At 73.8% G+C, this 24,388-nt stretch carries 24 protein-coding genes and 1 tRNA gene; 20 read left to right on the forward strand and 5 right to left on the reverse strand.

The features are described from left to right. Nucleotides 1-137: 137 nt before the first annotated feature. On the forward strand, nt 138-1,538 hold the full coding sequence (locus ACLQ14_RS13405; RefSeq protein WP_425813761.1) for a D-alanyl-D-alanine carboxypeptidase family protein: 1,401 nt from the start codon (nt 138-140) through the stop codon (nt 1,536-1,538). 21 nt (nt 1,539-1,559) lie between these two features. Here the strand turns inward: ACLQ14_RS13405 and ACLQ14_RS13410 are convergent, their stop codons facing one another. After that, nucleotides 1,560-2,204 (reverse strand): hypothetical protein, encoded by a 645-nt coding sequence (locus ACLQ14_RS13410; protein WP_425813763.1) that lies wholly within the window; start codon nt 2,202-2,204, stop codon nt 1,560-1,562. 103 nt (nt 2,205-2,307) lie between these two features. On the opposite strand from ACLQ14_RS13410, the gene ACLQ14_RS13415 reads away from it, so the two are divergent. Beyond that, entirely contained in the window at nt 2,308-2,820 is a 513-nt protein-coding gene (locus tag ACLQ14_RS13415) for a mycothiol transferase (RefSeq protein ID WP_425813765.1), read from the forward strand. 25 nt (nt 2,821-2,845) lie between these two features. Here the strand turns inward: ACLQ14_RS13415 and ACLQ14_RS13420 are convergent, their stop codons facing one another. Next, nucleotides 2,846-3,589, reverse strand: a complete 744-nt coding sequence (locus tag ACLQ14_RS13420; RefSeq protein ID WP_425813767.1) for a DUF899 family protein — start codon at nt 3,587-3,589, stop codon at nt 2,846-2,848. Nucleotides 3,590-3,987: 398 nt separating this feature from the next. Beyond that, a tRNA-Arg gene (locus ACLQ14_RS13425) sits at nt 3,988-4,060 on the reverse strand. 129 nt (nt 4,061-4,189) lie between these two features. Here ACLQ14_RS13425 and argS point away from each other — a divergent pair. From argS to ACLQ14_RS13445, 4 genes are all read left to right on the forward strand, one after another. Continuing rightward, nucleotides 4,190-5,866, forward strand: coding sequence for an arginine--tRNA ligase (gene argS, locus ACLQ14_RS13430; protein WP_425813769.1), 1,677 nt, complete (start codon nt 4,190-4,192; stop codon nt 5,864-5,866). 59 nt (nt 5,867-5,925) lie between these two features. Next, complete coding sequence (lysA, locus tag ACLQ14_RS13435; protein ID WP_425813987.1) at nt 5,926-7,254, forward strand: diaminopimelate decarboxylase; 1,329 nt, start codon at nt 5,926-5,928, stop codon at nt 7,252-7,254. Between the two features lie 80 nt (nt 7,255-7,334). Then, nucleotides 7,335-8,249 (forward strand): alpha/beta hydrolase, encoded by a 915-nt coding sequence (locus ACLQ14_RS13440; RefSeq protein ID WP_425813771.1) that lies wholly within the window; start codon nt 7,335-7,337, stop codon nt 8,247-8,249. A 51-nt stretch (nt 8,250-8,300) separates the two neighbouring features. Next, entirely contained in the window at nt 8,301-8,456 is a 156-nt protein-coding gene (locus ACLQ14_RS13445) for a hypothetical protein (protein ID WP_425813773.1), read from the forward strand. A gap of 26 nt (nt 8,457-8,482) precedes the next feature. Here the strand turns inward: ACLQ14_RS13445 and ACLQ14_RS13450 are convergent, their stop codons facing one another. Next, on the reverse strand, nt 8,483-9,142 hold the full coding sequence (locus ACLQ14_RS13450) for a hypothetical protein (protein WP_425813775.1): 660 nt from the start codon (nt 9,140-9,142) through the stop codon (nt 8,483-8,485). Nucleotides 9,143-9,489: 347 nt separating this feature from the next. On the opposite strand from ACLQ14_RS13450, the gene ACLQ14_RS13455 reads away from it, so the two are divergent. The 4 genes from ACLQ14_RS13455 to rho all read left to right on the forward strand — a co-directional run bounded on the left by ACLQ14_RS13455 (nt 9,490) and on the right by rho (nt 15,240). Beyond that, nucleotides 9,490-10,845, forward strand: a complete 1,356-nt coding sequence (locus tag ACLQ14_RS13455) for a homoserine dehydrogenase (RefSeq protein ID WP_425813777.1) — start codon at nt 9,490-9,492, stop codon at nt 10,843-10,845. Then, nucleotides 10,845-11,945, forward strand: coding sequence for a threonine synthase (gene thrC / locus ACLQ14_RS13460; protein WP_425813779.1), 1,101 nt, complete (start codon nt 10,845-10,847; stop codon nt 11,943-11,945). Before ACLQ14_RS13455 ends, thrC begins: the two co-directional genes overlap by 1 nt. A gap of 26 nt (nt 11,946-11,971) precedes the next feature. Next, nucleotides 11,972-12,922, forward strand: coding sequence for a homoserine kinase (gene thrB / locus ACLQ14_RS13465; protein ID WP_425813781.1), 951 nt, complete (start codon nt 11,972-11,974; stop codon nt 12,920-12,922). A 296-nt stretch (nt 12,923-13,218) separates the two neighbouring features. After that, on the forward strand, nt 13,219-15,240 hold the full coding sequence (rho, locus tag ACLQ14_RS13470; protein WP_425813783.1) for a transcription termination factor Rho: 2,022 nt from the start codon (nt 13,219-13,221) through the stop codon (nt 15,238-15,240). A gap of 108 nt (nt 15,241-15,348) precedes the next feature. Here rho and ACLQ14_RS13475 read toward each other — a convergent pair whose 3' ends face one another. Beyond that, on the reverse strand, nt 15,349-16,599 hold the full coding sequence (locus ACLQ14_RS13475) for a glycosyltransferase family 4 protein (RefSeq protein WP_425813785.1): 1,251 nt from the start codon (nt 16,597-16,599) through the stop codon (nt 15,349-15,351). A 168-nt stretch (nt 16,600-16,767) separates the two neighbouring features. On the opposite strand from ACLQ14_RS13475, the gene rpmE reads away from it, so the two are divergent. From rpmE to ACLQ14_RS13525, 10 genes are all read left to right on the forward strand, one after another. Beyond that, nucleotides 16,768-16,986, forward strand: coding sequence for a 50S ribosomal protein L31 (gene rpmE / locus ACLQ14_RS13480; protein ID WP_425813787.1), 219 nt, complete (start codon nt 16,768-16,770; stop codon nt 16,984-16,986). 122 nt (nt 16,987-17,108) lie between these two features. Further along, entirely contained in the window at nt 17,109-18,218 is a 1,110-nt protein-coding gene (gene prfA, locus ACLQ14_RS13485; protein WP_425813789.1) for a peptide chain release factor 1, read from the forward strand. Beyond that, nucleotides 18,211-19,209: a N5-glutamine methyltransferase family protein gene (locus ACLQ14_RS13490; RefSeq protein ID WP_425813791.1), complete on the forward strand. Its 999-nt coding sequence runs from the start codon at nt 18,211-18,213 to the stop codon at nt 19,207-19,209. The genes prfA and ACLQ14_RS13490 overlap by 8 nt, the downstream gene beginning before the upstream one ends. A gap of 14 nt (nt 19,210-19,223) precedes the next feature. Next, nucleotides 19,224-19,913: an L-threonylcarbamoyladenylate synthase gene (locus tag ACLQ14_RS13495; RefSeq protein WP_425813989.1), complete on the forward strand. Its 690-nt coding sequence runs from the start codon at nt 19,224-19,226 to the stop codon at nt 19,911-19,913. Further along, nucleotides 19,910-21,031: an MraY family glycosyltransferase gene (locus tag ACLQ14_RS13500; RefSeq protein WP_425813793.1), complete on the forward strand. Its 1,122-nt coding sequence runs from the start codon at nt 19,910-19,912 to the stop codon at nt 21,029-21,031. The genes ACLQ14_RS13495 and ACLQ14_RS13500 overlap by 4 nt, the downstream gene beginning before the upstream one ends. Next, nucleotides 21,028-21,486 carry a hypothetical protein gene (locus ACLQ14_RS13505; protein ID WP_425813795.1) on the forward strand — a complete coding sequence of 153 codons (459 nt, stop codon included), beginning with the start codon at nt 21,028-21,030 and terminating at the stop codon, nt 21,484-21,486. The genes ACLQ14_RS13500 and ACLQ14_RS13505 overlap by 4 nt, the downstream gene beginning before the upstream one ends. Nucleotides 21,487-21,743: 257 nt before the next feature. Continuing rightward, nucleotides 21,744-22,547, forward strand: a complete 804-nt coding sequence (atpB, locus tag ACLQ14_RS13510; RefSeq protein ID WP_425813797.1) for a F0F1 ATP synthase subunit A — start codon at nt 21,744-21,746, stop codon at nt 22,545-22,547. Between the two features lie 92 nt (nt 22,548-22,639). Beyond that, nucleotides 22,640-22,870 carry an ATP synthase F0 subunit C gene (gene atpE, locus ACLQ14_RS13515; protein WP_425813799.1) on the forward strand — a complete coding sequence of 77 codons (231 nt, stop codon included), beginning with the start codon at nt 22,640-22,642 and terminating at the stop codon, nt 22,868-22,870. Beyond that, nucleotides 22,870-23,481: a F0F1 ATP synthase subunit B gene (locus ACLQ14_RS13520; protein WP_425813991.1), complete on the forward strand. Its 612-nt coding sequence runs from the start codon at nt 22,870-22,872 to the stop codon at nt 23,479-23,481. Before atpE ends, ACLQ14_RS13520 begins: the two co-directional genes overlap by 1 nt. Further along, nucleotides 23,478-24,326: a F0F1 ATP synthase subunit delta gene (locus ACLQ14_RS13525; RefSeq protein ID WP_425813801.1), complete on the forward strand. Its 849-nt coding sequence runs from the start codon at nt 23,478-23,480 to the stop codon at nt 24,324-24,326. Before ACLQ14_RS13520 ends, ACLQ14_RS13525 begins: the two co-directional genes overlap by 4 nt. Nucleotides 24,327-24,388: the final 62 nt, after the last annotated feature.

Raw genomic sequence — 24,388 nt, forward strand, 5'->3', positions numbered from 1 at the left:
GCGCTTCCGTTATCGTTCCGTGATCGCGTAGGCTGTGCGCGGCGCGGGGGCCACCGGCCGTGGAGCACGTTCTCCCGGCGGGTGTGCGTCGTCGAAGTTCCAGCCGTTCCCGTCCGACGAAGTACCCCGGAGGTGCCGTGGAGACCGCGACGTCGTCGCCCTCGCTGCTGACCCGCCGTGAACGGCGGGAGGCGGCTCTGCGTGCGCAGGCCGCACCAGCGGTGAGCGCCCCCTCGTCGCCCCCGGTCCACGTCGACGCGTCGCCGGCACTCTCGTCCCTGGCGAGCGCGGGCGTCGCCCGCACCAGCGCCCTTGCCCCGCGCCCCGCCACCCCGGTCGCGCCGGAGCGCACCGCCGCGGACTCGGCGCCTTACCTGACCCGCCGCGAGCGCCGCCAGCTGATGGCGGCCCCGGACCCCGCACCGCTGCAGCACGCCGACGGCGCCACGCCCGACGAGCTGGCCCCGAACCGCGGCCCGGGCCACGCCAACGGCTGGCCTGCCGCCCCCTTCACGCACCACGGCCCGCAGGTCGCCCGCGTCACGGCCGTCGAGGTCACCGGCTCGGGCCGGGCGGTCCCGGCCTCGGTCCCGATCCCCGCGGTCGCGGCGCCGTCCGTCGTCGGGCCCACCTGCCCCGACCACGCCGGCGAGGTGGCGCACGAGCACCCGCTGCAGGACGCCCCCCCGCTCGAGCACGACGAGCGCCCGCACGTCCAGACGGCCGAGCTCGAGGCGCTCTTCCTGGCACCGGCCGCCGCGACGACCGGCGACGGCGCGGGGCGGTCCGACGTACGCGGTCCCGCAGCCGGCCCCGGCGGCGAGCCGCGCGCCGGGGGCGAGCGTTCCCGCTGGGTGCCCCGCGTCGCCGTCCTGACGTCGCTCGCCGTCGCGACCATCGCGGTCCCGCTCACCGGCGCGGCGACCGGCGACTCCTCGGTCGACAACGGCGGCCGCCCCGAGGGTCCCAGCCTCCTCGACGCGGTGTCCGCGTCCGGCACGACGACGACGAAGCTCCCCGACTCGATCCGCTCGCTCGGCGACGGCGCCCAGCGGGCACAGGTGGCGAGCCGCAGCGAGGGACGCGACACCCTGGCGGACTGCGACCCGAGCGTCGAGCCGACGGGCACCAACGGTCAGCTTCCCGACAGCCAGCTGTGCGAGCTGTGGCAGAAGGGCTACTACCTCGCGAACCCCGCGGCTGTCGCGATCACGGCCATGAACGACGCCTTCAAGGCCCGCTTCGGCCGGAACATGTGCCTCGTGGCCGCGTACCGGCCGATCGCGGAGCAGTACACGCTGGCGCGGACCCGCGCCGGGTACGCGGCCGAGCCGGGGACGTCCAACCACGGGTTGGGCCTCGCGGTCGACTTCTGCTCGAGCGAGACCGGCAACGCGGAGATCTACCAGTGGCTGCGCGCGAACGGCCCGACGTACGGCTGGGACAACCCCACGTGGGCGCGCGCCGGCGGCGGCGGCTCCTACGAGCCGTGGCACTTCAACTACATGCCGCTGACCACCAAGATGGGCGTGCTCTGACCGCCTGACCGGTCGGCGACGTCAGCGCTGGTCGCCGGGCAGGGCCTGGTTCCGGCCGAAGCCCTGGAGGAACCGGGGCCCCTGCTCGTCGAGCTCACGCTCGAACCCCGCGGCCCACCGCGCGAACGGCTCGTGGACCAGCGCGTCGTTGGCGAACCGGTGGTCGTCGGTGACCTCCGTGACGCAGAACGACGGGATCTGCAGGTCGACGACCGGTCCCGAGCGTTCGCACTCCGCCACGACGAGCGGATGGTTCGCGCCGCCGAACACGTCGATCACCCAGCCGTCGGCGCCGAGCCAGACGGCGTGCCGGTTCTTCACGATGCGGAGCCCGCCGCGACGCACCATCTCGACCCCGATGCTCACGTCGAGCTCGCGCTCGGCCTCGTAGCGGGTGCCACCGATCATCGGGCCCTTCGCGGTGAGCGCGCAGAAGTCGAACGCGTCGGCGTGGGCGTCGAGGACCGCGACGGCGTCGGAACCGGCGTCGAGCTCGGCCCGCGCCGTGGACGACTGGACCCGCAGGCGGAGCGCGTAGCCGTCGTCGGCGAGGTAGTAGCTCTGGACGATCAGGGTGGGCGGGCTCTCCTCGAGGAGCGCGCGGGGCACGTCGCGCGCGACGAAGCGGCGCTCGAACTCGAAGTCGCCGTAGCCGGAGTCGCTCACGACTCGACCCTAGCGCGCGCGGTACCGGAGTCGTCAGAATCTCACGGCGGTAGAGCCAGCCCAGGTTCTGACAAGTCGCGGGGGAGGGTCGCAGACTGGGGGCATGCGATCGACGGACATCCTGACCGATGCGTTCAACAGGGTCGGGGAGGGCGTGGCGCGCCTCCTCGACGGCCTCGACGACGACGCCCTCGTCTGGCGCCCGGACCCCCGCGCCAACACGGTGGCCTGGCTGGTGTGGCACATCGGTCGTGGCATCGACGCGCAGGTCGCCGAGGTCGCCGCCACCGACGAGGTGTGGACGTCGGGCGGCTGGGCCGACCGCTTCGCGCTCCCGTTCGACGACGGCGCGACGGGCTACGGGCAGTCCGCCGACGACGTCGGCCGGGTTCGCGCGTCGGCGGAGCTGCTGCGCGGCTACGTGGACGCGACGCAGGCTGCGGCGCTGGCGTACCTCGCGACGCTCACGGACGACGCCCTCGACCGGGTCGTGGACGAGCGCTGGGACCCGCCGGTGACCCTCGGCGTGCGGCTCGTGAGCGTCGTCGGGGACGCCACGCAGCACCTCGGTCAGGCGTCGTACGTCAAGGGGCTCCGGCAGCGCGCGACGTCCTGAGCCGCCCGGACCGGGCGGCCGGGGCTCAGCCGTGGTGGTGGTGTGCGTGCGGGTCGACGGGGGTCGCGCCGGGCCGGGTCCACTGCGCCGCGGGCCGGCCGTCCTGGCGCCACCACCAGCAGACGTCGTGGTCCTGGGGCCAGCCCGCCGGCGAGTCCTCCCAGCGCTCGCCGCGCCCGTACGCGGTGCGGTCGATGAGCTGCATCGACGACATCATCGCCTCGGTCCCGCGGCCCGTGACCGCGTACGTGAGGTAGACGCGGCCGTCGCGGCGCAGGAGGAACAGGAACTCCCCGAACCCGGTGCCGAGCACGGGGTCCTCGATCCCGCGCGCCGAGTAGCACGGGACGGTGTAGCCCATGAAGTCGCGCAGCTCGCGGGCCTCGGCCCACGCCCCCTCGAACAGCACCGCGAACGCGATGCCGCGCGAGACGAGGTACGGGGCGTCGTGCGTCGAGTCCCAGACGGTGAGGGTGCAGCCCTCGCACTGCGCCTCGATCGGCTGGCCGTCGTGCCACATGTGCTTGTAGAGGATCAGCTGGTCGTGGTCGCCGAACAGGTCGAGCAGCCGGGTCGGGCCGTCGTCGCCCTCGACGGCGACGTCGAGCAGCTCGGTCATGGGCATCCGGCGGCGCGCCGCGGCCAGGGCATCGCCCGCGTGCGTGTGCGCCTTCTCCTGGACGAGCAGCTCGGTGTAGGCGTCGCGCCATGCGGCGCGTCCGACGACCGGGGGCGCCGGGGTGTGGGTGGTCACGGGGGTGTCGGTCATCGTGCGCTCCTCGGCCGGGTCGGGCGGTGCGGTCACCTGCTCCGACCCTGACGGGGCCCCGAACTCATCGAGGGAGGTCAGCGGTCGTGCTGCACGACGTTGACGACGTTGCCGTCCGGGGAACGGACGAAGAACCGGCGGGCCCCCCACGGCTCCGTCGTGAGCGGGGTGCACGATCTCGTAGCCGCGGCGTCGTGCGAGGTGAAGCGAGCCACTCAGCCGAGGTCGAGCTCCTCGGTACCGAGCCCGAGATACCCCGAGCAGAAGTCCTCCGCCGCCTCCAGGTCGGTCACGTGGAGGTCGGCCATGATCCTCAGGACGCGCGTGCGATCCCTCCGTCCACGCCGACGAACAAGGCCCCGACCTGGCATCGCTGCTGGTCAGGGCCTCGAATGGGGTGCGCCCGATAGGATTCGAACCTACGACCTTCTGCTCCGGAGGCAGACGCTCTATCCACTGAGCTACGGGCGCGCACGCGTCGTCACGGGTGCCCTCGCGGGCACCGGGAACGGCACGGCCACGAGACTACCAGCCCGGCCGCGCGTCGTCGGACAGATATCTCTGCGGAGCGACGAGGTGCCCGCCGATAGGATGGCGCCCGTGACCCCCACCGAGCTCTCCGACGCGCTGCGCGCTGCCCTGGCCGCCGCGGTGGCCGACGGCACGCTGGCCCTGCCTGCCGACGCCCTGCCCGACACCGTCCACGTCGAGCGACCCCGGCAGCGCGAGCACGGCGACTGGGCCACGAACGTCGCGCTGCAGCTCGCCAAGAAGGCCGGGACGACGCCGCGGGCGCTCGCGGAGGACCTCGCGGCACGCCTCTCGGCCACGCCGGGCGTCGCCAAGGTCGACGTCGCAGGCCCCGGCTTCCTCAACATCACGCTCGACGCGGCCGCGGCGGGAGAGCTGGCGCGCACGATCCTGGAGTCGGGCGTCGCCTACGGGCGCGGCGAGGCCGAGGCAGGCACGCGGATCAACCTCGAGTTCGTCTCGGCGAACCCCACCGGGCCGATCCACATCGGCGGCGTCCGGTGGGCGGCCGTCGGCGACTCGCTCGCGCGGATCCTCCAGGCCTCCGGCGCGGACGTCGAGCGCGAGTACTACTTCAACGACCACGGCGTGCAGATCGACCGGTTCGCGCGGTCGCTCCTCGCCAACGCGAAGGGCGAGCCGGCCCCCGAGGACGGCTACGGCGGCCAGTACATCGAGGAGATCGCGAACGCCGTCGTCGCCGACGCCGTGGCCGCGGGCGACCCCGACCCGCGCGAGCTGCCCGACGCGGACGCCCAGGAGGTCTTCCGGTCGCGCGGCGTCGAGCGGATGTTCGGCGAGATCAAGCAGTCGCTGCACGAGTTCGGCGTCGACTTCGACGTGTACTTCCACGAGGACTCGCTGCACGAGTCCGGTGCGGTGGACCGGGCCATCGCCCGCCTGCGCGACGCCGGGCGCATGTTCGAGCAGGACGGCGCGACCTGGCTGCGCACCACGGACTTCGGCGACGACAAGGACCGGGTCGTCATCAAGTCCGACGGCGAGGCCGCGTACATCGCGGGCGACATCGCCTACTACCTGGACAAGCGCGAGCGCGGGTTCGACGACGTCATCATCATGCTCGGCGCGGACCACCACGGCTACGTCGGCCGGATGATGGCCGTCTGCGCCGCGTTCGGGGACACGCCGGGCAAGAACCTGCAGATCCTCATCGGCCAGATGGTCAACCTGGTCAAGGACGGGCAGCCCGTCCGCATGTCGAAGCGCGCGGGCACGGTCATCACGCTCGAGGACCTCGTGGACGCGGTCGGCGTCGACGCGGCCCGGTACGCGCTGGTGCGCTCGTCGTCCGACACGAACATCGACCTCGACCTCGACCTGCTGGCCCGCGCGACCAACGAGAACCCCGTGTTCTACGTGCAGTACGCGCACGCCCGCACGGCCGCCGTCGACCGGAACGCGGCCGAGCACGGCGTCACGCGCGACGCGTTCGACCCCGCGCTGCTCACGCACGAGACCGAGTCGGCGCTCCTCGGCGTCCTCACCGAGTTCCCGCGCGTCGTCGCGCAGGCCGCCGAGCTGCGCGAGCCGCACCGTGTGGCTCGCTACCTCGAGCAGCTCGCGGGCGCCTACCACTCCTGGTACGCCGCGACCCGCGTGACGCCGCTGGGCGACGAGGAGGTCACCGACCTCCACCGCACGCGCCTGTGGCTCAACGACGCGACCCGCCAGGTGCTCGTGAACGGGCTGGGGCTCCTCGGCGTGAGCGCGCCGGAGCGGATGTGAGCGCGGGCTCGCTGCCCGAGCCCTGGTCGTGCGGCGCGGTCCGCGGTCCCGACGGCGCGATGAGCGTCGGCGGTGTCGACCTGCGGGACCTCGCGGCAGAGCAGGGGACGCCGTCGTACGTGCTCGACGAGGCGGACTTCCGCTCGCGGGCGCGCGCCTACCGGACCGCGTTCGAGCAGGCGTTCGCCGCGGTCGGCAGCGGCGTCGACGTCTACTACGCAGGAAAGGCGCTGCTCACGGTCGCGGTCGCCCGCTGGGCGCGCGAGGAGGGCCTGCGCGTCGACACCGCGAGCGGCGGCGAGCTCGCCGTCGCGCTGCGCGCCGGCGTCCCCGGCGCGGAGCTCGGCCTGCACGGCAACAACAAGTCGGACGCCGAGCTCGAGCGTGCGCTCGACGCGGGCGTCGGGCGGATCATCGTCGACTCGCTCGTCGAGATCGAGCGGCTCGCCGACCTCGTCGCGGCGCGGGGCGGCGACCCGGCGCCCGTCATGGTCCGCGTGACCACGGGCGTCCACGCGGGCGGCCACGAGTACATCTCGACGGCGCACGAGGACCAGAAGTTCGGGCTCTCGGTCGCGCCGGGCGCGGACGGGGCCGAGAGCCCGGCGTTCGCGGCGCTGCGGGCCGTGCTCGCGCGCCCCGAGCTCCGCCTGCTGGGCATCCACTCGCACATCGGCTCCCAGATCCTCGACCCGGACGGGTTCGAGGTCGCCGCGCGCGTCGTCCTGCAGCTGAGGGCCGACCTCGCGGAGGCCACCGGCGTGCTGGTCGAGGAGGTCGACCTCGGCGGCGGCTACGGCATCGCCTACCTGCCCGGCGAGGTCGCGCTCGACCCGGAGCGCGTCGCCAAGGACGTCGCGGGCGCCGTCGACGGCATCGCCGCGCGCCTCGGGACGCCGCTGCCGCGGTTCTCGATCGAGCCCGGCCGCGCGATCGTCGGCCCGGCCGGCCTGACGCTCTACACGGTGGGGACGGTCAAGCCCGTCGTAGTGACGGGAGACGGCAAGGACGGCGCCGGGACCACGGTCGTCCGCACGTACGTGTCCGTCGACGGCGGGATGAGCGACAACATCCGCCCGGCGCTCTACGGGGCCCGGTACCACGCGGAGCTCGCGAACCGGACGTCGGACGCGGCGCCCGTGCTGGCGCGCGTGGTCGGGAAGCACTGCGAGAGCGGCGACATCGTCGTGCACGACGTCGAGCTGCCCGGCGACGTCCGGGCGGGCGACCTGCTGGCCGTCGCCGCGACCGGCGCCTACGGGCGGTCCATGGCGTCGAACTACAACCTGCTGCCGAGGCCGCCCGTGGTGGCCGTGCTCGACGGCGGGACGCGCGTGCTCGTGCGCCGCGAGACGGTCGACGACCTGCTCGCACTCGACGTCGGCTGATCGTCGCGGTCGCGGTCGCTGTCGGTGGGGCGCTCTAGGCTCGCGGCGCACCACCACCACGACGGAGAGGCAGCACCGGGATGACGAGCACGACGACGAGCCCTGCCATCGAGCGGACCATCGCGGAGTCCCGCGAGCGCAAGCACAAGCGTGGTCCGAACGGCCCGTCGCTCGAGGATCGGCGCGCGAGCTACGCACCGGGCGGGCGCCCCTTCCCCGCGCCGCCCGAGGTGCGGATCGAGGCGACCGAGCTCGCAGGCGTCCCGGCGTCGTGGGTCGTCCCGCCGGGCGTGGCCGACGACCGTGTGCTGCTGTTCGTCCACGGCGGCGGCTTCACGCTCGGATCGATCGACAGCTACGCCGAGCTCGTCGCGCGCCTGGCCGGCGCGACGGGTGCGCGTGCCGTGGTTCCCGAGTACCGCCTCGTCCCCGAGCACCCGTTTCCCGCGGGGCTCGACGACGTCCGTGCCGCCTGGGGTGCGGTGCGCGCCTCGGGGGTTCCGGCGTCGTCGGTCGTGGTGGCGGGCGACTCGGCGGGAGGCAATCTCGTGCCGGCCCTGCTCGTCGCGCTGCGGGACGCCGGTGAGGACCTCCCCGCCGCGGCGTACCTCATGTCACCGTTCGTCGACCTCACGTGCTCGGGCACGTCCATGACGGAGCGGGAGGACCGCGACCCGCTCTTCACGCTCGACTTCATGCGGCGCACAGCCACCGGGTACGCGGGCAACACCGACCTCACGGACCCGCTCGTCTCTCCCCTCTTCGCACCGCTGCACGGCTTGCCCCCGCTGCTCGTCCAGGTCGGGTCTGAAGAGGTCCTGTACTCGGACGCGGAGCGGCTGGTCGACGCCGCGCGCGCCGCGGGCGTCGACGCGACGCTTGAGGTCGGCGAGGGGATGCTCCACGACTACCAGGCGATCGCCGACGCCCCCGAAGCGGTCGCCGCGACCGACCGGGCGGGCGCGTTCCTGCGGCGCGCGGCGGGCTGGGCCTGACCACGCTCACCGCGCCTCCGAGTGCACGTTTTCGTCGCCCGGAGCATCCTGATGGGTTCGACTCGCCTGTCGAACCTGGCCCGCAGGGGCCCGAACCTCGCGGTCAACGAGATCGGCAGCTACAAGGGCGACGTCCCGGCTTTGAAGGGCCCGTCGGTGGTGACGGTGACGTCCGACGGTGTCTGGACGATCCGGGGCGGCAGCTGAGACCTGCCTCCGGGGCGGGCGGCACCCTACTTGCGAACGAATGCCACGTGGTCCCGGTTCGACGTCGACGGAGCGAAGTACTCGGAAGTTCCCCCGAACTTCGCGACCCAGGTGCCGCCGCGGCGCGCGGGGAACGACGTCGAGGCCAACCCCTTGGCGCCGGTCGCGACGGTCCGCACGAGTCGCGACGGCGCGCTTCCCTCGGGGTCGAAGTAGAGCTTCACGTGCCGCTCTGCGAAGGGTGCCCACGCACTGCCGGTCGCGGTCGCAGCCGCCGCACGCACGCGCACCGTCACGCGCCCCCCGGGGCGCGCCGGCTCCGGGCCGGCGTCGAGGCGGAGCCGCGTCGCCCGGCGGACGACGAAGCCGCCGTCGAACTCGTCGACGGCCGTGGAACCGCGCAGTACCAGCGCAGTGACGTCGTAAGCCCCGTTCGGCGACCGGGACGGCAGCTTCCACGTCGCCCAGTAGATGCGGGACGACTGCGCAGCGCGCGAGAGCCGGACGTCGAGGCCGCCCGCCGGTGAGCCTGACTCCGGACCGCCGTAGACCCGCACGGCGAGGCCCGAGGCGAGCGGTCGACGCAGGCACTCCCAGACGGTGAGCGTGGTCGTCCCGTCCGGGCTCCGGACGACGTTCGTGGTACCCGGGGCGTGCAGGTAGCCGGGGTCGTCGGTGCCGTCCATGCGATCCAGCTTCCAGGTGCGGCCGCAGTCAGCAACGACCGACGCGGGCGCCCTCGCCGCCGTAGTGGCCGCGGCGCGAACGGGTGCGCCCGCGTGAGCAGCACCCCCCGGAACCGCGACCGCCAACGCGACGGCGACCGCCGCCGCACGCATCCTCGACCAGCGCTTCATGGCGCCCCCTGCCGTCCTCGTCGGCCGGTCCGCTCCGGCCGCTGCCCACCCAGTGTGCCCGGCGAGCGCTCGGCCGGCGAGCGTCGCGCGCGAGCGCGGCGGGCCGGGCCTGACGTCGGACGCCCGGCAGGCGGACGCCCGGCGTCCGGAGCGTGGGCGCCACGTATCCTGTGCGCGTGCCTCCGCCCGTCACGACCCCGGCCCTCCCTGCCCGTTCGCCGCTGCGCGTCGCCGTGCTGGGGTGCGGCGTCGTCGGGACGCAGGTGGTGCGGCTCCTGACCGAGCAGGCCGACGATCTCGCGGCGCGCGTGGGTGCGCCGCTCGAGCTCGTCGGCGTGGCCGTCCGCAACGTGCACGCGCCCCGCGACCCGGTCGTCGACCGGGACCTCGTGACGGACGACGCGGACGAGCTCGTGACCCGCGCGGACATCGTCGTCGAGCTCATGGGGGGCCTCGAGCCGGCCCGCGGGCTGCTGCTGCGGGCGATCGAGCACGGCGCCTCGGTCGTGACCGCCAACAAGGCGCTCCTCGCGCAGGACGGCCCGACGCTCTACCGGGCGGCCGATGCCGCCGGCGTCGACGTCTACTACGAGGCCGCGGTCGCGGGCGCGATCCCGATCGTCCGGCCGCTGCGCGAGTCGCTCACCGGCGACAAGGTCCGACGCGTGCTCGGCATCGTCAACGGCACCACCAACTACGTCCTCGACCGCATGGCCTCCGACGGGCTCGAGCTCGAGGACGCGGTCAAGGAGGCCCAGGGCCTCGGGTACGCGGAGGCCGACCCGACGGCCGACGTCGAGGGCTACGACGCGGCCGCCAAGGCCGCGATCCTCGCGAGCCTCGCCTTCCACACACGGGTCCACCTCGACGACGTGTACCGGGAGGGGATCACCTCCGTGACGGCGTCGGACGTGGCATGGGCCGCGCGGACGGGGCACGCGGTCAAGCTGCTCGCGATCGCCGAGGCGACCGACGACGGCGTGTCGGCGCGCGTGCATCCCGCGCTGGTCCCGCTCGACCACCCGCTCGCGGGCGTGCGGGGCGCCTTCAACGCCGTGTTCGTCGAGGCGGAGGCCGCGGGGGAGCTCATGTTCTACGGGCGCGGCGCGGGCGGTGCGCCCACGGCGTCCGCCGTCCTGGGCGACGTCGTCTCGGCGGCCCGGCACCGGGTCCTCGGCGGCAAGAGCCCCGAGGAGTCGACCTACGCCGAGCTGCCCGTCCTGCCGCACGAGTCCGCACTGACGCGCTACCAGGTGCGCCTCGTCGTCGACGACCGTCCGGGCGTCCTCGCCCAGGTCGCGAGCACGTTCGCGGGCCAGGGCGTGTCGATCGAGTCGGTGCGCCAGGTCCCCGAGGCGGACCGTCGCGAGGCCGACGCCGAGGACGCCACCGCGGTCCCCGGCGGGTCCGCGGAGCTGCTCATCACCACGCACGTCGCGCCCGAGGCGGCGCTCGCGTCGACGACGCGCGCCGCCCGCGATCTCGCGCCGGTGCGCGAGGTCACGTCCGTCCTGAGAGTCGAGGGAGTCTGATGGCCCACCAGTGGAGGGGCGTCGTCACGGAGTACGCCGACCGCATGCCCGCGCACGTGCGCGAGCGTGTGGTCACGCTCGGCGAGGGCGGGACGCCGCTCGTCGCCGCGCCGGCGCTGTCGCAGCGCACGGGCGCGGACGTGTACGTCAAGGTCGAGGGCATGAACCCGACCGGGTCGTTCAAGGATCGCGGCATGACGGCCGCGATCTCGGCCGCGGCGGGTCGGGGCGCGAAGGCCGTCGTGTGCGCGTCGACGGGCAACACGTCGGCGTCGGCCGCGGCGTACGCAACCCGGGCCGGCATGACCTGCGTCGTGCTCGTGCCCGAGGGCAAGATCGCGATGGGCAAGCTGAGCCAGGCGATCGCGCACGGCGCGCGGCTGCTGCAGGTCGACGGCAACTTCGACCAGTGCCTCGTCGTCGCCCGCAAGCTCGCCGAGGTCTACCCGGTCGAGCTCGTGAACTCGGTCAACCCCGACCGCATCGAGGGCCAGAAGACAGCGGCGTTCGAGGTCGTCGACGCGCTCGGCGACGCCCCCGACATCCACGCGCTGCCCGTCGGCAACGCGGGGAACATCACGGCGTACTGGAAGGGCTATCGCGAGTACGCGGGCCTCCTGCCCGAGGCGCCGGGCGGCGACCTCCCGGCCGTCGCGACCCGCACGCCCGCCATGTGGGGCTTCCAGGCCGCCGGCGCCGCGCCCATCGTCCTCGGCCACCCGGTCGACCAGCCCGAGACCATCGCGACCGCGATCCGCATCGGCAACCCGGCGTCGTGGGAGCAGGCCGAGGTCGCTCGTGACGACTCGGCCGGTGTGATCGAGGCCGTGTCCGACGACGAGATCCTGGCCGCGCACCGCGTCCTGTCCGCGGAGGTCGGGGTGTTCGTCGAGCCGGCGTCCGCCGCGGGCGTCGCCGGGCTGCTGCGCCGCGCCCAGGAGGGCCACGTGCCCGCGGGCGCGCGGGTCGTCGTGACCGTGACCGGGCACGGGCTCAAGGACCCGCAGTGGGCCCTGCGTACCCCCGACGGGAGCGAGGTCACGCCCGAGCGTGTGAGCGCTGACGTCGTCTCCATCGCGACCTCGCTCGGCCTCGAGTAGCGGCCGGGACGCGGAGGAGGACGGCGATGCGGCTGGGTGCCGACCACGTCCGGGTGAGGGTTCCGGCGACGAGCGCCAACCTCGGCCCCGGTTTCGACGCGCTCGGGCTGGCGCTCGCGATCCACGACGAGGTCGAGGTGCGCCTGCTCGCGTCCGCGGACGTCGTCGTCGAGGTCGAGGGGGAGGGGGCCGGCGAGGTCCCGAGCGACGCGAGCCACCTGGTGGCGCGCGCGGTCCGCGTGGGGCTCGATGCCGTCGGCGCGCCCGTGACGGGGCTCCACCTCGTGTGCCGCAACGCGATCCCGCACGGGCGCGGTCTGGGCTCCTCGGCGGCGGCCGCCGTCGCCGGGCTCGTAGCGGCGCGCGGCCTGGTGGCCGACCCGACCGCGCTCGACGACGCGACCGTGCTCGCGCTCGCCACGGAGCTCGAGGGGCACCCCGACAACGCGGCGCCGGCGATCCTGGGCGGGGCGACCGTGGCGTGGGCGCCCGACGCCGGCCCGGACACCCCAGCTGACGCCGGCCCGCCGCCCGCGCGCGCGGTGCGTCTCGACGTCCACCCCGACGTCGTCGCGACGGTCGTGATCCCCACGACGCGGCTCGCCACGAGTCACGCGCGCGGCGTCCTGCCCACCCACGTCCCGCACGCCGACGCGGCGGCGAACGCCGGCCGGGCCGCCCTCCTCGTCGAGGCACTCACGCGCCGGCCCGACCTCCTGCTCGACGCGACGCACGACCTGCTGCACCAGCGGTACCGGGCCGACGTCATGCCGGGAACATGGCGGCTCGTCGACGCGTTGCGTCGGCGGGGTCTTGCAGCGGTCGTCTCCGGCGCCGGCCCCACGGCGCTCGTCCTGACGACGCCGTCCGCGGTGCCCGACCTCGACGCCGCCCTCGAGGCCGAGGTGGACCTGCGTCGCTGGCGCGTCGAGCGTCCGGCGATCGCCCCGCACGGCGCGACCGTCGAGCGGCTCTGAGGCGGTCGACGGCCATGTCGCACCGCGTGTCGCCGCCCGAGAGATGGACAGGGCGCCACCGCGCCGGTGCTAGACTGACGCCGATCCCTCGCACACGACGCGATTTACCAGATGCGTGCAGTGACGTGGCCGTCCACGGTCACCGTGCCCTCGGATTCACCTCCTCCAGCACCAGCACACGTCGCCGTACGCCTGGTTCATGGATTCACCCGTGCAGCCCGCTCCGCGGCTCGCACACCGACCACCCGGTGCCCGCCCTCTGAGCGGCAGGCACGAATCAAGGGGAAGGGTCCTTCGTGACTGACACCAACCCGGCCGCCACCTCGCCCAGCGCGAGCGGCGGCACCGCCCGATCCGGCTCGCTGTCCGCGCTCCGCCTGCCCGAGCTGCAGGCGCTCGCGGGCGAGCTCGGGGTCAAGGGCACCTCCAAGATGCGCAAGAGCGACCTCGTCGACGCGATCTCGTCGGCCCGGTCCGGCAGCGCCTCCGCGCCGACCGCCGACGCGCCCGCGCGCCGGACGCGTCGCGCCGCGGACACCAGCGACACGGCGCCCGGGGACGTCGAGCGCGCTCCGCGTGAGCGTCGTAGCGCGCGGTCCGCCGGCACCGACAAGGCGCGGGTCGCCGTCGCGGCCGCGCTGACCGAGACCGCGAGCCGCCCGCTCGAGGTCCGCCTCGGCGAGGGCGAGCCCTCCGGCGAGGGCTCGGCCCGCGCCACGACCTCCGGCGCGAACGGCGAGCGACGCTCGCGACGCTCCGCCCGCGACGCGGGTGCGCCCCGCAACGTCGACACCAGCGACCTGCTCGACACCCTCCCCGTGAAGCGCGAGGCGTCCGAGCGCCGCGACGACGCGGGCCAGTCGGACCGGCGCGACCAGTCGCGCGACGGTGACGGCTCCCAGCGCCAGCGCGACCGCCAGGGCAACAGCGGCGGCCAGGGAGGCGACAAGCGCCAGCAGGGCGGCAACGCCGGCTCCGGGTCGAACCAGGGCGGCGGCGGGCCGCAGGACGACGACCGGCCCGGCCGGCGTCGTCGGGCGCGTGAGCGCAACCGCGACCGCAACAGCAAGCGCGGCCGCGGTCGCGGCGGCGCCCCGGCAGACCTCGCGAGCCTCGACGACGTCGAGATCGCCGAGGACGACGTCCTGCTCCCCGTGGCGGGCGTCCTCGACATCCTCGACAACTACGCGTTCGTCCGCACGAGCGGCTACCTGCCCGGCCCGAACGACGTGTACGTGTCGCTCGGCCAGGTCAAGAAGTCGGGGCTGCGGCGCGGCGACGCCGTCACGGGCGCGGTGCGCCAGGCGCGCGACGGCGAGCAGCAGGGTGGCAGCGCCAACCGGCAGAAGTTCAACGCGCTGGTGCGCCTGGACTCGGTCAACGGCCAGACGCCCGACGAGGCGCGGCAGCGCGCCGAGTTCAACAAGCTCACGCCCCTGTACCCGCAGGAGCGCCTGCGCCTCGAGAACCCCGAGAACACGCGCCTCACGCCGCGCGTCATCGACATCGTCGCCCCGATCGGCAAGGGCCAGCGTGGCCTGATCGTCGCGCCGCCGAAGGCCGGCAAGACGATCATCATGCAGCAGATCGCGAACGCGATCACGGCTAACAACCCCGAGGTCCACCTCATGGTCGTGCTCGTCGACGAGCGCCCCGAAGAGGTCACCGACATGGAGCGGACGGTCAAGGGCGAGGTCATCGCCTCGACGTTCGACCGCCCGGCCTCCGACCACACGATCGTCGCGGAGCTCGCCATCGAGCGCGCCAAGCGTCTCGTGGAGCTCGGCCAGGACGTCGTCGTGCTGCTCGACTCGATCACCCGCCTGTCGCGCGCCTACAACCTGGCGGCGCCGGCGTCGGGCCGCATCCTGTCCGGTGGCGTGGACGCCGCGGCGCTGTACCCGCCCAAGCGGTTCTTCGGCGCGGCGCGCAACATCGAGAACGGCGGCTCGCTGACGATCCTCGGCTCGGCCCTGGTGGAGACCGGCTCGAAGATGGACGAGATCATCTTCGAGGAGTTCAAGGGCACCGGGAACATGGAGCTCCGGCTCTCCCGCTCGCTCGCGGACAAGCGGATCTTCCCGGCCGTCGACGTCAACAGCTCGAGCACCCGGCGCGAGGAGATCCTCATGCCGCGCGACGAGCTCCAGGTCGTCTACAAGCTGCGCCGCGTGCTCGGGGCGCTCGACCAGCAGCAGGCCATCGAGCTCCTGCTCGGCCAGCTCAAGAAGACGCAGAACAACGTCGAGTTCCTCCTGCACGTCCAGAAGACGACCCCCGGGTCGCTGGGCGAGGAGGACGCGGGTCGCACCATCTGACGTCCCCGCACACGACGACGGCCGCCCGGGTCCCGATCCGGGCGGCCGTCGTCGTGTCTGCGGCGGCCCACGGTGGTCGCAGCGCTGGGCCGGCGTGCGGTCCCGGCGTCAGCGCGTGACGGTCGCGAGGGCGGCGCGGTACGCGTCCTCGACCTGCGCGCCGATCACGTCGACGTCGAACCGGGCGGCGGCGGCGCGCTGCCGGGCGACGGTCTGCTCCCGGGTGACGTCGTCGTCGAGGTCCGTCAGCCAGGTCGCGAGGATGCCCGCGAGCCGGGCGGTGTCGCGCGGCGCGACGAGCTGGTCCTCGAGGCCGCGCATGACGGTCCGGTAGCCCGGGTTGTCGCCCGCGAGCACGACGCCGCGCGACGCGGCGAGCGCCTCGACCACGGAGATGCCGAAGCTCTCGCCGCCGGTCGACGGCAGCGCGACGACGTCGGCGTCCTGCAGGAACTCCGCCTTGTCCTCCTCGGCGAGGAACCCGGGGAACGCGACGCGGTCGGCGACGCCGCCCCGCTCGACGGCGGCGCGGAGGCTGTCGAGGAGCGGCCCGCGGCCCGCGATCGTCGCGCGCCAGCCGAGCGCCGGGACGTCGTCATGGAGGCGCACGAGCGCGTCCACGAGCTCGCGCGGGCCCTTGCGGTCGACCAGCCGCCCGAGGAACGCGACGTGCGGGACGGCGTCGGAGCGCCGGTGGGGCACGAGGGGCGCGTCCGGCGGCGGGACGAAACGGGCGGTGTCGACGGGGTTGCCGACGACCCGCGCGTCGATGCCGAACGCTTGCTGCGCGAACTCCTGCGCGGCCTCGGAGACCGCGAGGACAGCGTCGAAGCGGGCGAGCCGCCTCCGCTCGAGCGCACCGAGCACGCGGGTGCCCGCGGACACGAGCCGCGACTGCGGGTAGATGTGGAACGTCCCGACGACGGCGGAGCGCGCCCCTTCCTCGCGGGTCGCCGCGTCCACGACCCGCCCCGCGAGGAAGGGGCTGTACGGCATCTGCACGTGCAGCACGTCGAGGCGGAGGCGCTCCATGAGCTCGCGGGCCTCGGCGCGGGGGACCGGCCGGGGGGTGCCGAGCCGGTTGCCGTTGAACCGCACGTTCACCGTCCGGCCCACCACGTGAAGGTTCTCGAGGTCGGTCCGTTCGCTCGACGCCGTGAGGTAGTGCACGGTGTGCCCGCGCGCGGCCAGCCACGCCCCGAGCGTGAGCACGTACTGCTGCACGCCGTCGGGCCGGTCGAGCGAGTCGTCGATCAGCAGCCCGACCGTGAGCGGCGCGCGCTCCTCCGGCGCGGGCACGTGGTCGGGCTCCCCGCTGCGGGTCGTGCCGTGGGCGCTGGTGCGGGGCGTGGTGCTCATCGCCCCCATCCTACGAACGCCGCCCACGTCGCCCCTCCCGCCCCGGACCCGCAACCCGGGGATTGGGACCACGAGCGACGATCTGGCAGAATGACCCGTTGGCTGCCTCCGGTTCACGGTCGCGCGAGACGCGCGGACCGACCCGGGGGGAACGAACCGAGGAGAACCGTGAAGGCTGACATCCACCCCACGTACGTGACGACCCAGGTCACCTGCACCTGCGGCAACACGTTCACCACCCGCAGCACGTCGGACAGCGGCGAGATCCACGCCGACGTGTGCAGCGCGTGCCACCCGTTCTACACGGGCAAGCAGAAGATCCTGGACACCGGCGGCCGCGTGGCCCGGTTCCAGGCTCGCTACGGCAAGCGCGACGCCGGCAAGTAGCGACCTCGCAGCGCCGGTGGCGCGGCGTCCGACAATCTCTCCAGGGACAGTCGGACGCCGTCGCCGCCGGCGCTGTTGCTTTGTCCGCACCCTGCCAGCGCCGCCCCACCGAGGAGTCCCCCGTGCCTGAAGCGACCGGTCCGTTCGAGGCCGTGGAGCCGCTGCTGTCCGAGCACGCGGACATCGAGCGACAGCTGGCCGACCCGTCGGTGCACGCGGACGCGTCGAGGGCGCGTCGGCTGGGTCGCCGCTACGCGGAGCTGAACCAGGTGGTGCGGGCGTACCGGTCCTGGCGTGCCGCGACGGACGATGCGGCCGCGGCCGCGGAGCTCGCGGCCGAGGACGAGGAGCTCGCGGCGGAGCTGCCCGCGCTGCGCGAGGCGGAGTCGGCGGCGGCGGAGCGCCTGCGGCGAGTGCTGGTGCCGCGCGACCCCGACGACGCCCGCGACGTGATCCTGGAGGTCAAGGCGGGTGAGGGCGGCGAGGAGTCGGCACTGTTCGCGGGCGACCTGCTGCGCATGTACCTGCGGTTCGCGGAGCGGCGGGGCTGGAAGACGGAGGTCCTGGAGGCGACGCCGTCGGACCTGGGCGGGTACAAGGACGTCCAGGTCGCGGTGAAGTCGAAGGGTGTCCCCGCCGACCCGGCCGACGGCGTGTGGGCGAGCCTGAAGTACGAGGGCGGCGTGCACCGGGTCCAGCGTGTGCCGGTGACGGAGTCGCAGGGGCGCATCCACACGTCGGCCGCGGGGGTGCTGGTGTTCCCGGAGGTAGACGATCCGGGCGAGGTCGAGATCGACCCGAACGACCTGCGGATCGACGTGTTCCGGTCGTCGGGACCGGGCGGGCAGTCGGTGAACACGACGGACTCGGCGGTGCGGATCACCCACCTGCCGACGGGCATCGTGGTGTCGATGCAGAACGAGAAGTCGCAGCTGCAGAACCGCGAGCAGGCGATGCGCGTGCTGCGGGCGCGCCTCCTGGCTGCGCAGCAGGAGGAGGCGGCCGCGGCGGCCGCGGACATCCGGCGCTCGCAGGTGCGCACCGTGGACCGGTCGGAGCGGATCCGGACGTACAACTTCCCGGAGAACCGGATCGCGGACCACCGCACCGGCTACAAGGCGTACAACCTGGACCACGTGCTCGACGGTGACCTCGAGCCGGTGGTCCGGTCGGCGATCGAGGCCGACGAGGCCGCGCGCCTGGCTGCGGCGGGCGGCGCGGCGGATGCCTGAGCAGGGGGCCGTCGACCTGTCGGCGGTGGGGCTGCGCCGGCTGGTCACGCAGGTCGCGGGGCTGCTCGAGGACGCGGGCGTGCCGTCGCCGCGCCATGACGCCGAGGCCCTGGTCGCCTGGTGCCTGGGCCTCCCGCGCCTGGAGTGGGTGCGGCTCCCGGCCACCGGCGTGGTCGTGCCCGACGACGACGCCCCGCGGTTCCTCGCGGAGCTGGCGGAGGCCGTCGAGCGGCGGCGGTCGCGCGAGCCGCTGCAGCGGATCGTCGAGCACGCGGTCTTCCGGCACGTCACGGTGCGCGTCGTCGACGACGTGTTCGTGCCGCGCCCCGAGACGGAGACCGTGGCCCAGCTCGCGGTCGACGAGGCGGCCCGCCTGGTCGCGGAACGCGCGGGCACGGACGTGGCGGGGCCGCTCGTGGTCGACCTGTGCTGCGGCTCGGGCGTCATCGCGATCAGCGTCGACGTCGAGGTACCGGGGGCCCGGGTCGTCGCGGTCGACTCGTCCGAGGCCGCCGTCCGCGCGACGGCGGCGAACGCCGCGGCGGTGGGGTCGGGGACGCAGCGCACGCTGCTGGGCGACGTCCGCGACCCGGCGCTGCTCGGCGAGCTCGACGGCACGGTCGACGTGCTCGTCTCGAACCCGCCCTACATCCCGCCCGACGCCGTCCCGCGCGAGCCCGAGGTCCGCGACCACGACCCCGACCTCGCGCTCTACGGGGGAGGGGCCGACGGCCTGGCGGTCCCCGGCGCCGTCGTGCGCGCGGCGGCACGCCTGCTGGCGCCCGGCGGGCTGTTCGTCATGGAGCACGCCGAGGTCCAGGCAACCGCGGTGCGTGCGCTCGTCGAGGCGACGGGCGTCCTCCTGGACGCCCGGACCGTCCCCGACCTCACCGGTCGCCCGCGGGCGGTCGTCGCGCGGCGGGCGGCCGGGACGAATCCGGCGAACCGGCGCACGGCGACCGCCGACGGCGTGGGAGACTGGGCACCGTGACCTCGAGCACCCTGATGGACGTGAGCGACGAGGCCTCGCGGGGCCCCGGGATCGACGAGGCCGTCAACGTCGTGGGCCGGGGCGGCCTGCTCGTGCTGCCGACCGACACCGTGTACGGGATCGGCGCCGACGCGTTCAGCCCCGAGGCCGTCGCGGCGCTCCTCGCCGCCAAGGGCCGCGGCCGACAGATGCCGCCCCCGGTCCTCGTGCCCGACGCCCGGACCCTCGACGGACTGGCGACCGACGTCTCCGACGACGCGCGCGCGCTCGTGGACGCGTTCTGGCCCGGCGGCTTCACGATCATCCTCCCGGCGCAGCCCTCGCTCATGTGGGACCTGGGGGAGACGCACGGGACCGTCGCGCTGCGCATGCCCGACCACCCGGTGGCGCTCGCGCTCCTGCGCCGCACCGGCCCGCTCGCGGTCTCGAGCGCCAACCGGACCGGCAACCCCGCCGCGATGACCGCGCAGGAGGCCCGGGACCAGCTCGGCGACCCGGTCGCGCTCTACCTCGACGGCGGCCGCGCGCCCGGCGGCGTCGCATCGACCATCGTGGACGCGACGGGCGCACGTCCGCGCGTCGTGCGCCAGGGCGCGCTGACGCTCGAGGCGCTGCGGGCCGTCGTGCCGGGCGTGCTCGGCCTCGACGAGCCGGTGGGCACCGACGACACCGCCGCCGGTGGGGTGGGGGCCCCGGGCGCGTGAGGGTCTACCTGCTCGTCCTGCTCGTCGCCCTCGCGGTCACGCTCATGACGGTCCCCCTCGCGCACTGGGTCGCGCTGCGCACGGGCGCGATCACCGCCGTGCGCGACCGTGACGTGCACACCATCCCGACGCCCCGCCTCGGCGGGCTGGCGATGTGGTGCGGGCTGGCGGTGGCCATGACGTTCGCGTCGGGCACGCCGTTCCTGCGGTCGACGTTCGCGGGCCCCGGCGGCCAGGAGCTCTGGGCGATCGTGATCGCCGCGGGCATGGTCTGCGCGCTCGGCATGGCCGACGACATCTGGGACCTCGACTGGCTGACGAAGCTGGTCGGCCAGGTCCTGGCGGCCGCGTTCGTGGCGTGGCGGGGCGTGCAGCTCATCACGGTGCCGATCGGGGGCGTGACGATCGCGTCGGCCCGCCTGAGCCTCTTCGCCACGGTCATCGTGATCGTCGTCGCGATGAACGCCGTGAACTTCGTCGACGGGCTCGACGGCCTCGCGGCGGGCATCATCGCGATCGGCGGCACCGCGTTCTTCCTCTACACCTACCTGCTGACCCAGGCGCAGAACCCGGGCGACTACTCGAACCGGGCGACCCTCGTGCTGGCCGGCCTGGTCGGCGTGTGCCTGGGGTTCCTGCCCTACAACATGCATCCGGCGCGCATCTTCATGGGCGACTCGGGCTCGATGCTGCTCGGGCTCGTCCTGGCGTCGGCGGCGATCATCGTGACGGGCCAGATCGACCCGGAGAAGGTGTCCGTGGGGCAGCAGCTTCCCGCGTTCATCCCGATCCTCCTGCCGCTCGCGGTGATCCTGCTCCCGCTGGTCGACATGACGATGGCGGTGGTCCGCCGGCTCGCGGCGGGCAAGTCGCCGTTCCACCCGGACCGCCTGCACATGCACCACCGGCTCCTCGCGCTCGGCCACTCGCACCAGCGGGCGGTCGTCATCATGTACCTGTGGACGGCGGTGTTCGCGTTCGGGGCCGCAGCGCTCGCGGTGTGGCCCGCGCGCGAGGTGGCCGTCGGCCTCGTGGTCGCCGTCGCCGTCGCCCTCCTCCTGACCCTCGGCCCGCTGCGCGGGCGCGCCCGCCGTACCAGCCCCGGAGGTATCCGATGAGCCGACCCGACGAGACCCCGGCACCCAAGCCCGTGCGCAAGGTCGTGAGCTCCGAGGCCGCGACCGCGCTGTTCCGGCGCGCGCTGCGGGACGTCCTGCTGTTCCTGACCGCGGTGACGGTCGTCGGCGTCGTCGTCGGCGGCATCGTCGCGGGCTCGGAGGGCGTCTGGGGAGCGCTGCTGGGGGCAGCGGTGGCGCTCGTCTTCTCGGGAACGACCGTGTGGTCCATGTGGAGGTCGTCCCACAGCACCCCGGCGGCCATGCTGGGTATCGTGGCGGGCTCGTGGCTCGCGAAGATGGTCGTCCTGGTGGTCGCGCTCGTGGTGCTCCAGGGACAGGACTTCTACTCGAAGCCCGTCTTCCTGGTCGTGGTCCTGGTGGGCGTCCTGGGGTCCGTCGCACTCGACACGGTCAACTACCAGCGCGCGCGCATCCCGTACGTCGAGCCCCAGTGACTTTGCCTTCTGGCAAGGGGCTTTGGCCCGTTCGAGGGCCTGCCTGTGGGGTGGCTCACATCGGCGCGGGGACGGCCGTGAAGGGTCGGGATCTCGTCATGACCGAGGCACAGCATGGGTTAGGATGATGCCCGAATCCATGACGGCCTAGGTCCGACGTCGTGCCATCCCGTGAACGCTGATCCCCTCCTTCGAGGTGTGTGTACCGGGACAGGCTGCACTCTTGTCCGGACCGCACGACCAACCGGGAGCATGCTTTGTCCTTCCTTGCGACGACGCCTACCCTCGCCGCGGACGGCTTCCATGCCCCGAGCCTGGACGACTTCTTCCCGAACGGGTTCCTCTTCGAGGGGACGCCGTTCGAGATCAACCGGATCATGCTGGTCCGGTTCATCGCGCTCGCCGCGCTCCTCCTCGTCTTCGTCCTCGCCGCCAAGCGGGCCAAGCTCGTCCCGGGCCGGTTCCAGGCGAGCGTCGAGTTCGTGCTCGACTTCGCCCGACGCCAGATCGTCTACGAGATCCTCGGCGAGAAGGAGGGCAAGAAGTACGTCCCCGTGATCACGACGATCTTCTGCGGGATCCTCTTCTTCAACCTCACGGGCGTGATCCCGTTCCTCAACATCGCCGGCACGGGCGTCGTCGGCCTTCCGCTCGTCTTCGCCCTCTGGGTGTACGGGATGTACCTCGGGGCGGGCGTCAAGAAGTTCGGCGTGGCCAAGTTCCTCAAGAACAACCTCTTCCCGGCCGGCACGCCGTGGCCGATCTACATCCTGCTGACGCCGCTCGAGTTCCTCCAGGTCTTCGTGATCCGGCCCGCGACGCTGGTCATCCGGCTCCTGGCGAACATGATCTCGGGCCACCTGCTGCTGGCGCTCTGCTTCGCGGCGACCCAGTACCTGCTCTTCTCCGCGACGCCCGCGCTCAAGTTCTTCGGGCTCGTCACGTTCGCCGGCGGCTTCGCGGCGTTCCTCCTGGAGATCTTCGTGGCCTGCCTGCAGGCCTACGTCTTCGCGATCCTCGCCGCCGTGTACATCAACATGTCGATCGAGTCCGAGCACTGACGGCTCGCCAGACACAACGACGGGCCGACGGACGGGCCGTCGCGCACCACTCGACGCGCCGCGCGGCGCGCTGACGAAAGGAAACAGAACCAGTGGACACGACGAACCTCGCCGCCGTCACGGGTAGCCTCTCGACGGTCGGGTACGGCCTCGCCGCGATCGGCCCGGGCATCGGCCTCGGCATCCTGTTCGGCAAGACGATCGAGGGCATGGCGCGCCAGCCTGAGATGGCCGGGCAGCTGCGTTCGTTCACCTTCATCGGCCTGGCGTTCATCGAGGTGCTCGCGCTCCTCGGCATCGTGACGCCGTTCTTCTTGAAGTGATCGGCGCGCACCTCTCCTCCGCCGCGAGCGGCCTCGCGCTCGCCGCCGAGGACTCCGGTTCCGACCAGAACCCGCTCCTCCCGGAGCTGTACGACATCGTCTGGTCGGTCGTCATCGTGCTCGTGATCGGCTTCGTCTTCATCAAGTACGTCCTGCCGAAGTTCCAGGTCGTGCTCGACGAGCGGGCCGAGAAGATCCAGGGCGGGCTCGAGAAGGCCGAGAAGTCTCAGGAGGAGGCCGACGCACTGCTGGCGCAGTACCACCAGCAGCTGCAGGAGGCCCGCGCCGAGGCCGCGACCATCCGCGAGGAGGCGCGCGCCGAGGGGTCCGCCATCGTGGACGACCTCCGCCGCAAGGCGTCGGCCGACGCTCAGCGCATCGCGGAGTCCGCGCAGCGCCAGATCGAGGCGGAGCGTCAGGCCGCGTCGGTCTCTCTCCGCAACGACGTCGGGCAGCTGGCCACCGATCTCGCGTCGCGCATCGTGGGCGAGTCGCTCGCCGACAGCGCGCGCCGGTCCCGCGTGGTCGACCGCTTCCTCGACGAGCTCGAGAGCGGCGCCGCCGAGGTCGAGGCGACCGACGCTGCGACGACGGGTGGGGACGCGCGATGACCGCGGACGCGACGAGCACCACGAACGCCGTCATGCGCGGCGAGTCGGGCGCTTCGCTCGCGGGCGCCCAGGAGCGCTTCGAGCCGGTGCTCGCCGCGGCCGGCGCGGACGCGCAGGCGCTCGGTGACCAGCTCTTCGCGCTCTCCGACGCGCTCGACGGTTCCGGGAGCCTGCGTCGCACGCTCACGGACCCGTCGCTGCCCGGCGACGCCAAGGCAGCCGTGGTGCGCCAGCTCCTCGGCGCGTTCGACGAGCGGGTCCGCGACCTCGCGGGCTACCTCGTCGAGCGCCGCTGGGCCCGCGAGCTCGACCTCGGCCACGCCGTCGAGCACCTGGCCCTCGAGGCCGTGCTCGCCTCGGCGCAGGCTCGGGGCGCGCTCGAGACCGTCGAGGACGAGCTGTTCCGCCTCACGCGGCTGCTGTCCGGCGACCGCGAGCTGCGGACCGCGCTGTCCGACCTGCAGGCCACGGTGGAGAACCGGGTCACGCTGGTCGACGCGCTGCTCGTCGGCAAGGTCGACGACGTCACGCTGCTGCTCGCGCGGCGCGCGACGACGAACCTGCGTCACCGCCGGTTCGTGCCCAACCTGCTCTCCTACGCGGACATCGCGGCCGAGCGGCGCCGCCGTCTCGTCGCGGGCGTGACGACGGCGGTCGAGCTCACCGGACCACAGCTCGACCGGCTCGCCGGGATCCTCGAGCGTGCGTACGGTCGCGCGGTCCAGCTCAACGTCACGGTCGACACCGCTGTCCTCGGGGGACTGCGGATCCAGATCGGCTCGGACGTCATCGACTCGACCATGCTCTCGCGCCTCGCCGACGCCCGTCGGCGGCTCGTGAGCTGACCCGGGTGCACACCGCCTCACGGCACCCCGACAGAACTCAGGCCGCGCAGCCCGTGCGGTCA

Origin of the sequence: Luteimicrobium sp. DT211 (assembly GCF_049844995.1) — a bacterium.
GTDB lineage: Bacteria > Actinomycetota > Actinomycetes > Actinomycetales > Cellulomonadaceae > Luteimicrobium.